Source organism: Bradyrhizobium pachyrhizi (assembly GCF_029714545.1).
Taxonomy (GTDB): Bacteria; Pseudomonadota; Alphaproteobacteria; order Rhizobiales; family Xanthobacteraceae; genus Bradyrhizobium; species Bradyrhizobium pachyrhizi.
Genome location: NZ_CP121667.1, coordinates 7,306,150 through 7,320,665, shown reverse-complemented (window position 1 = coordinate 7,320,665; position 14,516 = coordinate 7,306,150). Strand labels below are relative to the sequence as shown.

At 56.6% G+C, this 14,516-nt stretch carries 10 protein-coding genes and 2 pseudogenes; 7 read left to right on the top strand and 5 right to left on the bottom strand.

Annotated elements, in window-relative coordinates; all coding sequences use genetic code 11:
* Positions 1-145 precede the first annotated feature (145 nt).
* Positions 146-466: a hypothetical protein gene (locus QA639_RS34530; RefSeq protein ID WP_283088326.1), complete on the bottom strand. Its 321-nt coding sequence runs from the start codon at positions 464-466 to the stop codon at positions 146-148.
* Positions 467-2,081: 1,615 nt separating this feature from the next.
* Between QA639_RS34530 and QA639_RS34525 the strand changes: the two genes are divergently transcribed.
* The 5 genes from QA639_RS34525 to QA639_RS34505 all read left to right on the top strand — a co-directional run bounded on the left by QA639_RS34525 (position 2,082) and on the right by QA639_RS34505 (position 6,633).
* Positions 2,082-2,870 carry a nodulate formation efficiency C protein gene (locus QA639_RS34525; protein ID WP_283088325.1) on the top strand — a complete coding sequence of 263 codons (789 nt, stop codon included), beginning with the start codon at positions 2,082-2,084 and terminating at the stop codon, positions 2,868-2,870.
* A 169-nt stretch (positions 2,871-3,039) separates the two neighbouring features.
* Positions 3,040-3,597, top strand: a complete 558-nt coding sequence (locus tag QA639_RS34520) for a hypothetical protein (protein WP_283088324.1) — start codon at positions 3,040-3,042, stop codon at positions 3,595-3,597.
* Between the two features lie 525 nt (positions 3,598-4,122).
* Positions 4,123-4,284, top strand: a complete 162-nt coding sequence (locus tag QA639_RS34515; protein WP_283088323.1) for a transposase — start codon at positions 4,123-4,125, stop codon at positions 4,282-4,284.
* A gap of 230 nt (positions 4,285-4,514) precedes the next feature.
* Positions 4,515-4,835, top strand: a complete 321-nt coding sequence (gene tnpB / locus QA639_RS34510; protein WP_283088322.1) for an IS66 family insertion sequence element accessory protein TnpB — start codon at positions 4,515-4,517, stop codon at positions 4,833-4,835.
* 646 nt (positions 4,836-5,481) lie between these two features.
* Positions 5,482-6,633, top strand: a complete 1,152-nt coding sequence (locus QA639_RS34505; RefSeq protein ID WP_283090666.1) for a TlpA disulfide reductase family protein — start codon at positions 5,482-5,484, stop codon at positions 6,631-6,633.
* Between the two features lie 181 nt (positions 6,634-6,814).
* Here the strand turns inward: QA639_RS34505 and QA639_RS34500 are convergent.
* Positions 6,815-6,964: pseudogene (locus QA639_RS34500) on the bottom strand (transposase domain-containing protein); the annotation flags it as partial.
* A gap of 114 nt (positions 6,965-7,078) precedes the next feature.
* Complete coding sequence (locus QA639_RS34495; RefSeq protein WP_283088321.1) at positions 7,079-7,270, bottom strand: hypothetical protein; 192 nt, start codon at positions 7,268-7,270, stop codon at positions 7,079-7,081.
* A gap of 2,498 nt (positions 7,271-9,768) precedes the next feature.
* Between QA639_RS34495 and QA639_RS42050 the strand changes: the two are divergent.
* Both QA639_RS42050 and QA639_RS42045 read left to right on the top strand, forming a co-directional pair.
* Positions 9,769-10,179 (top strand): annotated as a pseudogene (locus tag QA639_RS42050) (outer membrane protein); the annotation flags it as partial.
* Between the two features lie 69 nt (positions 10,180-10,248).
* A complete protein-coding gene (locus QA639_RS42045) occupies positions 10,249-11,313 on the top strand; it encodes an omptin family outer membrane protease (protein ID WP_428841199.1) in 1,065 nt (354 codons plus the stop codon).
* Between the two features lie 397 nt (positions 11,314-11,710).
* Here QA639_RS42045 and QA639_RS34485 read toward each other — a convergent pair whose 3' ends face one another.
* A complete protein-coding gene (locus tag QA639_RS34485; RefSeq protein ID WP_283088319.1) occupies positions 11,711-11,899 on the bottom strand; it encodes a hypothetical protein in 189 nt (62 codons plus the stop codon).
* 989 nt (positions 11,900-12,888) lie between these two features.
* Positions 12,889-14,202 carry a C4-dicarboxylate transporter DctA gene (gene dctA, locus QA639_RS34480; RefSeq protein WP_283088318.1) on the bottom strand — a complete coding sequence of 438 codons (1,314 nt, stop codon included), beginning with the start codon at positions 14,200-14,202 and terminating at the stop codon, positions 12,889-12,891.
* Positions 14,203-14,516: the final 314 nt, after the last annotated feature.

Sequence of the window (14,516 nt, the reverse complement as noted above, 5' to 3'; positions counted from 1 at the left end):
AGCGAATTTGCGTAGCGGCTCGCTGAATCGTCGGGGACTGGCGCGGTCTAACTATCGCGGTCAAACTGAAAGAATGCCAGCCCGCTTCGCAGGTTGCACGTGAGTACGGCGAACAACTCCGCTGCGGCCAGGGCCCAGTCGTTGTTCAAATCTGCGGTTCGACCTTTGCGAGGGCGTTTGCGGTTTCGATCGAATAGATCAGATCTTGCGCGTTCCGCTGCGTGACGCCTTTAATCCAAGCGTGAAGAATGCCGATCTGATCGGCAGCTGAAGTTGTGGAGAAAACACTTTTGAATAGCTCCGTCAGTTGCGTCGCTTCGGATTGGATTCGTTCTTGCCAGTGCCAAAATGTCTCGAAGGATCTCTTCGAGAGCTCGGTTTGCGTTGCGAGTGCTCGCTTAGTGAGGTCCTGGAGCGCGTCAGATGCGATGCTCGTGCTGTCGTTGGTTCCGGTTCCGCTTGTCATCACGATCTCCTTTCTAACGTTGGGTGTTCTCGACGTGCCGGCAGACCTTGTCGTCGAGATAACTTTCGATGCGGCAGTTCGGCTGACCGCAAAAATTGGATGCCTTTGCTGTTTCAGCAAGCAGCGTGCCATCGGGGATGATGCGAGAGTGAACTCAAGCGCACGGGAAAACAGTTACTTAGCAACGTGCTCAAAAAGCTCGTGCCTCTCTAGTCGGACTGGGGACATCAAAGTATCAAACCGAACACGACAGGTTGCGATAGAAGCTGATCGCGATGGCAGTTCCTGTGCAGAGTTGGTTACGGGGCGCCTGAAGGCAAGATCGCTAGGGTCAGATCTGCAGAAGGAAGCAGGAGCGGATAGCGCGACAGTGATGCCGGTGTCCAGCGAGGCGTTCTTCATGTCCGCACCCAATTGCCCGATGGTTCATCAGGCGATACCAGGCTCTATTTGACTAAGGCGCAAGACGTTTGGGGATCGGCAGCTTGCCGGCGAGCAGGCGCCACCAATTCCGGTAGGAGCCTCGCGGTCTGCTTTTGACCATACTAGGCTGACATCGACATACCGAATTGGGTAACACGAGTAGCAAAATGAAAATGGTTGTTTGGAGTGCGCTTGGCGTGTTGGCGGGTAGCGTTTTTGCGCTCGGTGCGTTCGGGTGGTTGGCAAAGCAGTTTATGACCGAGCCAGTCAGGCGGATGCTCGCGAAATTGTTGAGCAGTTCGGTAAGGAGCTAGAACGCATCGAAGCCCATCCCACTCCGTAACGATGCAATGAGGACGCGCGGGGTTAATCATGAATAGTGAAGCGCAGGAAATGGGCGGCAGGTTTATCCGCACAATTGTGCGTGCAGGAGGTCCGAACGGTCGACCGGATAATCCGCCTGCTTTGCGCCCAAAAATCCGGTCGACATCGAAACGCTGCGCCCTGAAAACCGGCTTTGCATCGTTGCGGCCCGTCAAGCGCCGTGCACGGCCGGTGAGCGCCACCCTAAACGTCAGGAATACAGCCCGCTGTGCGGAACGCCGGCGCCTGGAAGCTTGGTCGCATGTACCAGAAGGCGCGGCCGGACTTGGACGCCAACGCCATGGCAACGCAGACTCAAGCACACTCAAATGGAGTCGATGACTGCAATCCGGGCCTTACTGTCCATGTTCGGACTCCTTTGAAAACTGCTTTCGCGCGCTATCGATGATCCCAGGTGAGGATAACGTCATCAGGCCAGTCGGCTAGTTGAAAGAATGGCACGAAAGTCGAAGAGCAGACAAAGCCGACCCAAACATGTTGCGGATTTTGGGACTTTTGCCTGGCACAGACAATGCAAGCCATCGACATACGCAGGGCGCCCTCCCTTGGGCAGGTGACCATCGCAAGTGCAGGCGGTGGCTAGCCGCCAGTGGTAGCGGCGCGCGACAAAGACGCGGGACAGGGCTGGCTTCCGACCATCAGCGGCAGCCTGAGTCACCTCGCCGCTACCTTTTAATGCTCGCGAATAGCGTTCGACGGGCGGTCCGCCTCCGGAGCGACGCGTCGATTGAGATCAGATAGGCCCGTGATGCAGAAAATGGCTAAAAGACACGTACTATGGTCATATCTCGGCCTATTGCTAATATGCTTGGCTGATCTGGTCACCATGAGCAGCAGTGTTCGCGCTCTCGACAATTCCTTTGTACACAAAGTCAAATCAACCTGGCGAGCGCAAGATGGCGAGAGTGTCGAACAGATTGTCGCTAACGTGTCGAAGGTGGCACATTTTGTCCCCCGAATGTGGGGAACCACTGCGGGAGCTGATGGAACCGAACGTGTTTTCTTTTCCTGGACCAGACACCGGGACAATAGATCACACGAAGAATACGTCATCACCTGGAAGATCGCGCCCGACGGGGTGATTAAGATCGATTCACTCTATGCAAAGCCGATAGAGCTGGGCTGGCGGGCTTTCGCGCTCTTCTTGATCGCCTCTGAAATCAGAGACGGCGAAAAGGACGTGAATCTTCGTTTCCTGCGTGATCCGTCCAATTTCAACTTCGTGACGACCACGCAAGGCAAGTTGGGCGATCTCTTGCGGCGCGGCCGATGTACCGTCGTTGAGCCGGTTTACGTGGACTACTTGCCGAAGGTGAGTGAGGAGCAGACTACAAAAGGTGATCTGTGGCGCGTCCTGCTTTTGGTGAACTGCAATATTTCAGGGCCCCACATTTTTACCCGTAATGGGGTCGTCGCGTTCGAAAAGCGCGAGGGACAGGGTTGGGAGCCGCAATCCGTCTTTGCCAGGCGTATCGCGTCACGTCCCCTGGGCTCCTGGTTCGATGACATCGAACCGAACGAACGGGATGCGCAGGGGAGGGCGCGAAAGGCCTTGGCAAATGAACGCAGAGAACGACTTCGCAGCGCGGCTCCTTGACACGAGGCGACTTGCAGAAATAGCACGCACATGCGGCCTGAAGGCTGACGTATCATACTACGTTAATGAAGCGCTTAAGGAGCTTTGGCGAACCAGGTCTCCAGAAGAGGCAAGAAGGATTGCCAAGCGCTGGGTCTTATGGGACGCGGATGCAAGGCCGTGGCCACGCATGCCTCCGTTAGACAATGTGATTCAATTCCATCGCGCCGGATCGACACAGAAATTGATTGCGAATCAGCCAAAGACACCGTTGCAAGTCATTCGGAATTGGTTCGAAAAGCAGGATGAGGAGATACGACGCGAAATTGCTGGTATGGCGACGCTTTTGCTTTTCGGAGGTGGTAGACTTCTCGACTGTGGCAGCGAAGAGTGGTGTGAGCATCTCCGGCGGTGGCTCAACGAAGCAGGATTGCCAAATCATACGGTGATCGGCCGCGCTTTGACGTTCCGGACCTGTTTTGAATATTTCGCCGAGAGCAGGTTTAGCGAGTCGGCATGGAATAGATCCGAAAAGGCGGCTCTTGAAATCCTCCTAGATGCTGAGCGCGACCCGAACTGCGATACTGCGCGCCTCGCACCAATCGCCCAAAAAATGCTTGATACATTGCCCACTCGAAGAAGCCGATGGATTGAACTCCGAAAGTCTTGGAGAGAACTGGTCCGCGCCCACCTCACAGCCGGAGCGCTCAGGGTTTGGAGCGCCACCGACAAGAATCATGGGCCTTAGTCCAGGCGAGAAGGGTGGCGGTAGAGAGCCGCAGGGATTGGCCAAACTGGTGAGCGGTTTCAGCAAGTGGTGGAAAGAGGCAGCGTTTCGCCAAGCCGCAGTCGCACTTGCCCCTGGCGGCTCGACTCCCACATTATCCCGGGAAGGCATTGGCGTACTTGGTGAATGCTCTTAGCAAGTAGCCGCAGGTCGCTTGCGAAGCCCAATCGCGATTGCGAGCAATGTCATTCGTCGTCCCTAAGTTTGCGCGACAGGGCCTAACAAAATTGGTGAATAGCTTTAGCAAGTGGCCTGAGAAGGTTGAGTTCTGGAAAGCCTCCGTCGCGATTGCGAGCGATTTCGTTCACCATGACGCGTTCGCTAGGGCCGTTCGACAGTGAAGATTCCCAAGTGGTTTGATAACTGATTCATAGAGTTCCGTGATTCGACACACGGAGCAGATGGTGGGTATCCCTCGGTTAAGGTCCGTCTTGTTTGACGGAGGCGAGCGCTGCAGGTCCTAGGGGTAATCCTAGGAGAAGCGCTATGACGGTTTCGCGGGCAGAGGTGATCACATCGGTCGAGCGGCGGCGGCGGTGGTCGCAGGAAGAGAAGGAGCGGCTGGTTGCCGCAACGCTCGAGCCCGGAGCCACTGTTTCCGAAGTGGCTCGCATGGCCGGCCTTCATGTGAGCCAGCTGTTCAGGTGACGCAAAGAGCTTTGCGAGCACGGTGAAACGAGTATAGCGCCGTTAGTGCCGGTCGAGATTGGGCCGTCAGCGCTGCCGCGGGATGTGGCCGAAGCGCCATTGCCGACGGCGCGTCGACGGAGGAGCCAGGGCATCATCGAGATCGATCTTGGTAGCGGACACCGCATCCGGGTCGATGGCGACGTTGATGGAGACGCGCTGCGTCGAGTTCTCGATGCCCTGGTGCGCCGATGATCCCGGTTCCGACCGACGTGCGGGTGTGGCTCGCGACAGGTTACACGGATATGCGCAGAGGCTTTCCGTCGTTGGCACTTCACGTGCAGGAGGTGCTGCGCAAAGACCCGCTCGGCGGTCATCTGTTCGTCTTCCGCAGTCGCCGCAGCGATCTTGTGAAAGTGATCGGGCACGATGGCCAGGGAGCATGCCTGTTTACCAAAAGACTCGAGAGAGGAGAGTTCCTCTGGCCGTCGGTTGCCGGTGAATCGGTAACGATCTCTCCGGCGCAGTTGAGCTATCTGTTGTCCGGGATCGTGAGTGCTTCCCATAGCTAGGACGGTTGGTCTCGAGTTGCAATCATTGGAGGAGGGGACCGGCATCATACTAAGGCTGATCTTCTCGTGTCATCCATGTCAGGTTCAAGGCGGCCAATGAAACGTGACAAGGCGGCCCACCATTTTCAGAAGGTACGCGGATTTCACTCTCCTGAACCAAGACGGCATCAGATTCGAGAGTGGCACGCGGATTGCTGGTATGAGCAACAAAGAGTCGCGCGGCCAAAACGGTGCGACGAGTCCGCCCCAGGAGGTGCACGATGAGACGCCTGATTAATCCTGATCAACGCAACTCTTATGCCGCTTATACTCGGAAATGCGGGAGCGGCGAACAACAATGTGGCCGTGACCACGCCCCGCACCGAGCCGGCGAAGATTGCAGCGGTAAAGCTGTTAGCGTCGACGCTTCCGGTAAGACGGTGTTTAACTTTACGGCGGAACGTTCTTCTGAATCGATCCAAAGGAGGAATTGGCGGTCATTTTCATGGCGCAGATCCCCCAAGGATCTACTCGCACCTACTACTGCTGCATGATCAAGGCGCTGGTCGCGCAGGCACTGATCCCGAAACAGCGTTGTCGCCTTCGTCGAGAGCAGAACGAGTCTGATAGTGTCGGGCAACCTTTAGCAATAGCTTTGGAGAGCAACATGGTACTGCGCATGGAATCCCCGGCTCCTCCTATTAAAGTGCAGAGTTGGCTGCGTGGCCAACACCTGAAGAATTTTCAGCCCGGGAAAATGTACATCGTCGAATTTTGGGCGACTTGGTGCGGGCCATGTGTGGAGGCGATGCCCCATCTGGTGCAGCTGCAAGAGCAATACAGAGACAGGGGGCTTGAGGTTATCGGAGTCGCAGCTAGCGAAAGCGCTCCAACGGCGGACGAGGCCCGAACCAAGTTGGAGGCGTGGTTGATCGAAAAGTTTCCGAAGCTGAACTATCGGATCGCGTTCGACTACTCAGGCGAAATGAACAAGCTCTGGATGGAGCCCAGTTTTTCTGTCGGAATTCCCACCTCCTTCGTGGTCGACCGTGACGGCCAGATCGCCTTTATCGGACACCCGACGCGACTCGATGACGTTTTGCCGAAAGTTCTCGACGGCATCTGGCGAACTAGTGATGAAGCCAAAGCTGCCGATACGAACCGGATCGACGAAGAGCAACGTATTGCCCGCGAAATAGCGGTGATCAAGCCAATCTACGCCAAACTTCAGCCGGCAATGAAGGCGAAGGATTGGAAAGCCGCGTTCTCGGCCGTTGAAGAGGGCCTTGGCTTGATGCCCAATCGACTCGAATTCCGCAGGCTTCATGTCCATCTATTGCTTCACAAAATGCGCGACATTCGGACGGGCCTGCCGGCCCTGGGCCAATTGATTCGCGACGCGATCGACCAAAGATCCCAGGAGTGGATGACTATAGCTATAAGCGAACTCTTCGATCCGGCGATTGACACATCCCATCTCCCGCGAGCCGAGCGCTTTGCGATGGGTAGGGATCTCTCCGAACACATCCTGGCGCTAAATTTCCCGCAAGATGGCTACTACAAGTTCCAGGCATATGAGGCAGTCGCTCAGTATTTTTACGAGAGCGGCAACAAGGAACGCGCGATCGAGTTGGTGGAGCTGGCACTGAAATCGGTGGAGGATCCGAAGCCTATGCAGAACGACAGGAAACAGCTCTACGTACCTCGGTTGCTCCAGGCCCTAGCCAACTACAAGGGTGAAAAGGCTTGTTACGGAGAGCGTTGTTCGGCTCCGCAAGCAAAAGCAAGCAGAGAGCCTGACCGAAAGATAAGTGAGTGATTTCGATCCGGCTGTGATTCATTCGGATTTGCAAAGATTCGAGGGAAGGCACGATGCCGTGGACCAAAATCACTCGGGTTAAGTATCCGCGCAACGGACTGCGCTACGCAACCGATCTGACCGATGCGGAATAGGCGCTGATTGGTACGCATCCGGTCAGCACCCCGGGCAGGCGCGCCGGTCAGCCGTAGCGCTCAGGCGGCAGCGACCTTGGACTGTCCTTCCAATTCCACGGGAGTAGGTCGGCGACACTGTTGATGGGGTGATCTGGAAGCCTGGCCAGCACGTCAGCGAGCCAGGCTTGCGGATCAACGTTGTTCAGCTTGCAGGTTTATGCCGATTGCCGAACTATGCCGGATGGTTTTGGGAAGAACCCGTCATTTGCGCGCACTTGCAGCTGATCGAGCAGTCGTGGTCCCGGTCCCATTCGGCATAGTCTGGCGTCTTACAGCGCCTCAAGGAAGGCGAGCAGGCGATCACTTGGTTGGAAGCGGGTTCGCTTGCGGTGCTCGTACGGCTTGAGCTTTGCGAGGGCTGCTTCCTTGAGTGCGAGACGGGCATGCAGGTAGGTCTGCGTTGTTTCGATCGACTCGCGGGGGCAGGATTGCGGACAATCGGTTTTGCGGATGCGCGGCATTTTGAGCGCGTCCGTGTCATTCGTCAGCGCCGCGGCCGATTTGCGCGCCGTGCGGCCGGCGATCAGACAGGTGAGTTGCTTAGCGACGGCAGGCTCGCAACATCTGAAATGGAACGGTTTGGATACTCTGGCTGTGGAACAGTCGGCTGGCGCCGTGGCTCACTAGGGCCTCACGTTGGATCTTCGGTCTAAACGGCGCTGCAAATTTCCCGGGCGGGTAGCGTAAGCCGCGCTATGAGTGATCCGTTAGTGTTCAGCGCTCCAGTGCTTCCGAGCGTGAGCAGCATCAGAACTGCAACGATCAGAATCAACTGGGCTAGTCTTAGCTTCGTCGGGAACCCCAAACGAGAACTATCGCGCCGCTTTCCTTGTGGCGACTCTTGGCTCCTCATCCCAGCAATTTGCGTGCCGCTGGAGGAATGTGCGCGTGTTGCTTGATCGTGGTGAAGTGTGTACGTACCGCCCAGCGCAGTGTCCCGCAATGGCAGGTATCCGTCTGGAGTCCGATGTTGGTATCTTCAATCGGACACGGACAGCCGACGCGAGGCGGGTTCGATGGCGACCCCTTTGGAGGCATCTGCATCGATGCGAGGACGGGTTCGACGGGCTAATGCCACCGTCAACGAACCTCAACGCGGACGAGGTCGTTCACCTCCTCTTTGGATCGCTAGAAGTGACCACCTGGCCTCGATCGCTGTTGAGATTGGCACGGATCATTGGTCGGATAATGGCCCGGATAACTGACGATCAGCCAGTTGCAGCCAAGGGAGGAGACAGTCTCGATTTTTAAGTCTCTCCGTACCGTCGGTTTGAACGGTGACGCGGAACCGGACGCCCTCGCCGGTGAGCAGACCGACGCTGCCGACCGTGGGCCGCCCAAGTGCTTCGAGGCTACGAGGAAAGAATATCGTCGCGGCGGCACGCAATAAGGCTTGAAGCGCACGTAGCGTCAGGTTGTATGAAAGAAGGCTGGCGGCTGTCGTCTCTCGATGCCTCACATCGGGCAGTAAAGAATTCGAATGTCACCTGGAAAGCGTAATTGGCAAGGTCCTTGGTTGTGAATAGTCCAGCATGCAAAGCGGTATTGATCGGCATAGCTGGTGCGGGTCAAGCTGCGCCGAAGCGGGACGCGCAATGCGAGATCAGAGCGCAACGTCTTAGCGTTGACACTGCTGGATTGGAGAGCGGACGCCGGCGCGAAGTGCGGTCTTCGATGTCCCGCGCGCCGCTCTTCCGCGGATAGTCGAATTTGGCATGACAGCACGTGTCATAGACGCCCAGTGCCGACTGGGTGCATGGGCTTACGTCTTACTCTCTTTCAAACGGTTATGGCATCATCGCGCGGTGGATTTGCTTGACGCGGGATTAGCCGGGATCGCGGCCCAGAATCGATCCTCTTCTCGGAATGTCGTTTGTCCAAATCCCACCGCGGCAAAGATGGTTAGGGTCTGCCGCGAGCCAATCGGGTCATCGTGTGATGGCCGGATTATCAACAGGCCCCAGCGGCGCTCACAGGCTGATCGTGCGCTCAGACCAGCCGCAAGAGCTTCGTATGCCAGTTTCGTGCCCGCTGCTCGGCCGCAAATCAAGTTGGGTTTGGCTGCGAATATGGGGGGCGTGAACGACCCGAGAGCGCTGCTCCGATCGGGGAAGATAAGAGAGCGCGTCTCTGCCGCCTATGCTGGAAAAGCTTTGCTTGTTCTCTGCTTGACCGGCCATGTTGCTCATTTCGCAAGGCGATAGAAGGACATCTAGCTTAAGAGAAATGTGGTGAACCAAAAGCGACGCACTTATTGGATCTGCATGGCATATCGCCTTGTAGCGGCCCTCGCTGTTCTAGCGACAATTACTGTTCATACAAAACACGCTCGAGCGCGAGATCTGAGGCCGAATGCGACATTGACGTCTTGCAGGCCGGACTTGATGCGCTTCTGCGGCCACTTTACGGGGCGTGATGACCCAGACGCCGCTATGTTTTGTCTCAGAGAGAACTTTAATACTTTGCGTGACGAATGTCGTCGCGTGGTTCCAGGCGCGGTGGAGAGAAGGGCAGGTTTGCGACGAGCTGGCATCAACAAACGGCAGCGTCCGAACGTCTTCGCTCGGAAAAGAGCGTCCGAGCTACAAGATCGCAACAGTATCGCGACAAGGCGTCGAACTGGTGCGAATCAGGCTGTCATTGCACCGAGGAAATCGAAGCAAGCAGTAGGGAGGAAAGAGGCCTCGCCCCACCAAGATTGGTAGCTGGTCCACCGAAGGGCACGTGACTACGAGCGTAGCTAATTGTCATCCGGCCATCGACAGATGGCGCACGTCGCGACAGTGGAGCTACGATGCGATCTGGAGTACGTTGTTGGGCGGCCGTCACAGTTGCGATCCTTGGAGGCGGTGCAGCCAACACCGCGGACCTTGAGCCAACAGTAAAGCTGCCATCGGCGCTGTGGAGCTGGTCCGGAGGATATGTTGGCGCGCATGTCGGCGGTGGTTACGGCCGCACGTCCTTCAGTAATCCTTATGGTCCCTCAATCTATGGCGACGTCGTCGATACCCCTGCCTTCCTGGCAGGTGGCCAAATCGGCTACAATTGGCAGAACAATAGCTGGGTTTTTGGTGTCGAGCTGGACGCTAGCCGGGCTATTTCCGACGGCACAAACAGCTGCCTCGCAGCCTCCGGCATTGTTGTGAGTGCAAACTGCAAGGCAAGCCCGGCCGTCTTTGTCGCCGGGACCGGCCGTGTCGGTTACGCGTTTGGCCCGCAGGGTCGCACCGTGGCTTACCTCAAGGGAGGCGTGGCTTGGCAGAACAATCGTGGGGACGTCGTCAACAACAATGAATATTTTGGCTTCATGTCCCAGGAGACAACCCACTTCGACTATGGTCGTGTCGGAGGCATCGTCGGCCTCGGCGTCGAGCAGGCGCTGACGCCGGCATGGTCCGTCAAATTCGAGTATGACTATTTGCAATTTGGCGGGCCGAGCGTGGCGACAGCTCCGACCGTGCAGTTTCCACCGCTTGCAATTCTTCCAGCGAACACAACCAGCCTGTCCAGCAGCTATCAGATCGGAAGGCTCGCTCTCAACTACCATTTTGGCGCCGACCCTCGGGCGACGCAATGGTTCGATCCGCCGCTGTACGCAAAAGCAACCGACACCGTACGGCCAATTGCCTACACGGCTGGTTGGTCGTTCGAGGGCGGCTCACGGCTGTGGCTCAGTCGGGGACGATTCCAATGGGACAACAGCGCTGTGCCATCAATCCCCGGAGATCCCAGCATCCTTGAATCGAGGCTCACTTATCACGAACTGGACGGGCTTTCCGGGGAATTATTTGGCCGTCTTGACAGCCCGTGGGGGATATTTTTGAAGGGTTATGTTGGCACCGGGCGTTTCAACAGCGGAAAGATGAACGACGAAGACTGGGGGATCGAAGGCAGACTATCCTATATCGACACGATATCAGGTCAGGCGAACGGAAGGTTCACATACTACACGGCTGACGCTGGCTATGATCTCCTGCGCGGCACCAATTACAAGGTCAGTGGATTCATCGGCTGGACATATTACGGCCAGAACTCGGACACGCCAGGCTGCGTGCAGCTCGCCAATTCCTCATCTCCATGTTTGGCGCCCGGCGACCACCGGATCGTCGGCAACCAGGATACCCATTGGAATGCTCCGCGCATCGGCGTGAGCGGAGAGACCATGTTCGCGGAGCGCTGGCGCGTCAGTGCCGACGTCGCGTACCTGCCCTGGACCGATTTCAGTGGTCGTGACAACCATCTCTTGCGCCCGACGACCACCTTCTTTGATCAACGCGGCAATGGTGGCGGGGGAGTGCAGATTGAAGGCGTGTTCTCTTACTTCCTCACTAACAACTTCAGCATGGGCATCGGCGGCCGCTATTGGGCTATGTGGACCAAAAAGGACAGCGATTTCATGTGCAGCGGCTGCGGTGGCCCGGGCACGATCGCTGGACCTGAATTTGCGAAGTACAGCATGGAGCGCTGGGGCATATTCTTCCAAGTCGCTTATAAGCTCGACTGAAGAACTCCGATCGTTGGCAAGTCCAAAGTTCCGATAGCGATGAGACGACTGCGAAAGGCGGGAGCCATTAGGTCGCAGGCCGGAATGAAACTGCAGACGTGTTCGGTTACGAAGATCAAAGCTTGCATCGATGCGACGACGTGAAAGCCAAGCGTCACCGAAACGCTGCAGTTTGGTGCAAGGAGATCTGCAAGTCGGATCGGTTCCTTTGTTCCTTCAAACTGAGACATGCCGGACGGGTAACGCTAGGGGACCGTCTTCAGGACCGCTCGAGACGATTGGTGAACCCACATTTCGAGCCATGATTCGGAACGTGCAACCTCCAGTAACAGGCTATGGCTAGAAAGCATCCAAACATTCATCACGCGGTTTGGCGGCACCGGCCTCGAACTTTATTTCAGAGCCGGAAAGTCAAAGGAAATGTTGTCGCCAACAGCCGCTCAAAGGCAGAATGTTGTTCAAGCAGGCGCCTCTCAATGAGCTTTCGATCCGCATTCGGCAATTCTGTCTGAAGCAGCTTACGGAAATGCCAAATGTGGTTGCGTACCGATCTGATTTCACTGAGCTTGTCATCAACCGAGCTCATCGCGCAGCTTCCAACTAATCCTTGAAGCGACCAATCGTGCCACTACGTAGCAAATCAGCGCTCCACCACGTCGCGTTATGCCGACTAGTTTCGTATCTAAGCGTTAGCAACGCGCGGGCCAAGTTGCTTCGGGACATTGCGAATAGTTCGGTATGCGCGAGGCTTCAATCGATATCACTCTGTCACCGCGCGTTTGATGGCCATTTGCGGTGGATCACGAAGTTTATCCGCATTGTCGGTGCGCTCGTCGGGGAATTCCTGCGGACGTCCTAAGGGTCGGTACAGACCACATAGCAGCAAAGGCCATAAAGCGGCGGCTGGATCCCAGCGGAAGCCGCAAGTCCCAGGGAATTCTTAAGCAATACACTCGTGGGATGATAAGGGTGCCGATATTTGACGCTTCAGTGCCTGCGAACTTGCGAGTGTTCGATTGGAGACGTCATGTTCCGTGAGTGGCGGAAATCACCATACGCAGGCTCGAAGAAGTCGGTGGCTGCGAGCGGGATGCGGTCTCTATCGGTTGCGAAGCAAGAAAGGATACTATCGTGCGGGCCTTCGCAGTTATTATCTTGCGGTACCCGGATGAGATGTGCGCGTTTTGATGGATCAGTTCTAAACCGCAAGATAGCCTATCCGGCATGCTCCAGGCGTGAGTGTCGAGGCGATGGATCATCGTCGCGCCGTAGGATTTGAGTTTTCACCACGTGGACTTGATATTGAAGCCGATGACCTGACGGATCTCCCGGACTGACGTTGCATTGCTTTTAGGTGCATGGCGTTCGAGCTTACTGCAAGATAAAGGAATGGTGTTCTCACGGAGCCATCGCCATCCGAAGGAGCTCCGCTGCTGCGACCGCCTGAGCGCTACTGTCAGCACATGATCGATCAACGTATTCAGCCGACGGCGATATCGTTGATGGCAAATCGAACGCTCATGAGCGACGCCATATTCCTTCGCCGGTCGCTGAAACACTGCCACTTACCCCGTCCTATTCGGATGTCCCGACATTGGTGGGCCGGTCTTCCTGGTTGAGGCGCTTGCGCACGCTCGCCTGGTCGAGCTCGCCTTCCCACCAAGACACAAACATAGCGGCGACACCATTCCCCGTGACGTTTGTCAGCGCACGCACCTCACTCATAAACTTATCGATCGAGAAGACGATCGCGATGCCTGGTACCAACGCAGGACTGACAACCGTCAGGGTCGCTGCGAGCGTGACGAAACCGGCGCCAGTGACACCGCTTGCGCCTTTAGACGTGAGCATCGCTACAACGATGATTGTGAATTGCTGACCTAAGGTCAGTTCAATGTCGAGCGCCTGCGCGATGAACAATGTCGCCAACGTCATGTAAATGTTGGTACCGTCGAGATTGAATGAGTATCCAGTCGGCACCACGAGGCCTACCAGCGGCTTCGAGCAGCCCAACCGTTCCAGCTTTTTCATCAGCTGCGGCAGCGCGCTTTCCGAAGACGAGGTACCCAGCACGATCAGGAGCTCATCCTTGATGTAGGCAATGAACTTGAAGATGGAAAAGCCGATCAATCGCGCAATCAGGCCGAGCACAAGCACAACGAAGAGCGCGGCCGTGGCATAGAACAGGATGATCAGTCCGACCAGATTGCCGAGCGCAGCTGGTCCGAACTTCCCGATCGTGTAGGCCATGGCGCCAAAGGCGCCTATCGGCGCCGCCTTCATCACGATGGCAATGACGCCAAATACTGCGTGTGCGGCATCGTCAATGATGCCACGCAACCGCTCACCCTTTTCGCCCAGGGCCATCAGTGAAAAGCCGAGCAGAATAGCAAACAGTAGGACTTGCAGGACGTCGCCCCGCGCTAGCGCGCCGACCACGCTGTCTGGAATGATGTTGAGGACGAAATCGACCCCCTTCTGCGCTTCTGATTTGTTGACCAGGCCAGCCACAGCTGCGGCATCGGGCTTGACCGCGAGCCCATGACCGATTGGGAACAGATTGCCTATGACCAGACCGAGTAACAAAGCGAAAGTGGAAACAACCTCGAAATAGACCAGCGCTTTAATGCCGACTCGACCGACCTTTCCGGCATCTTGAATGTGCGAAATACCGGATACGACGGTGCAAAAGATGATCGGCGCGACCAGCATTTTGATCAGCTTGATGAAGCCATCACCGAGGGCCTTTATCCAGTCATTTGTCGCAACAGAGGGCCACAAGTAGCCGACTATGACGCCAATCAGGATTGCGATAAGCACTTGGACGTAGGGGATTTTATACCAGGAGCGCGAGGGCGCTGCCGGCGGAACGGCTGCGATGATTACCATGATCGTTCTTTCCCAAGCGAACAAGGACACGCGCCGCAGCCCCACGCGGTAGGTCGTCCCCTATCGGTGAGATTACGCGAAGCTTGCCTTTTCAGTCCGGCAAATGCTGTTCGTGGTCTTATGTGACCGAGCGAGCCGGGAGTGTCGGGTCGCGTCTTACCCGGCCAAGATGCGATTGGCGCCCTGAGCAGTAGCTTTACAAAGTCAAACAAAGCTCGAACGCGACGCCGGTAGCGCCGGTATGAAGTCAGAAGGTAGCCAGGGCAGGCGTGATTTTGGAGCACGACCCGCAGCAAGCTATAGGGCAGGATGCG

Excerpts from the sequence above, each read along its gene's own strand:
- QA639_RS34515 (WP_283088323.1), top strand. The coding sequence starts at position 4,123 with ATGACGGTTTCGCGGGCAGAGGTGATCACATCGGTCGAGCGGCGGCGG.
- QA639_RS34505 (WP_283090666.1), top strand. The coding sequence starts at position 5,482 with ATGGTACTGCGCATGGAATCCCCGGCTCCTCCTATTAAAGTGCAGAGT.
- QA639_RS34520 (WP_283088324.1), top strand. The coding sequence starts at position 3,040 with ATGCCTCCGTTAGACAATGTGATTCAATTCCATCGCGCCGGATCGACA.
- tnpB (WP_283088322.1), top strand. The coding sequence starts at position 4,515 with ATGATCCCGGTTCCGACCGACGTGCGGGTGTGGCTCGCGACAGGTTAC.
- QA639_RS34485 (WP_283088319.1), bottom strand. The coding sequence starts at position 11,899 with ATGAGCTCGGTTGATGACAAGCTCAGTGAAATCAGATCGGTACGCAAC.
- QA639_RS34495 (WP_283088321.1), bottom strand. The coding sequence starts at position 7,270 with ATGCCGCGCATCCGCAAAACCGATTGTCCGCAATCCTGCCCCCGCGAG.
- dctA (WP_283088318.1), bottom strand. The coding sequence starts at position 14,202 with ATGGTAATCATCGCAGCCGTTCCGCCGGCAGCGCCCTCGCGCTCCTGG.
- QA639_RS34530 (WP_283088326.1), bottom strand. The coding sequence starts at position 466 with ATGACAAGCGGAACCGGAACCAACGACAGCACGAGCATCGCATCTGAC.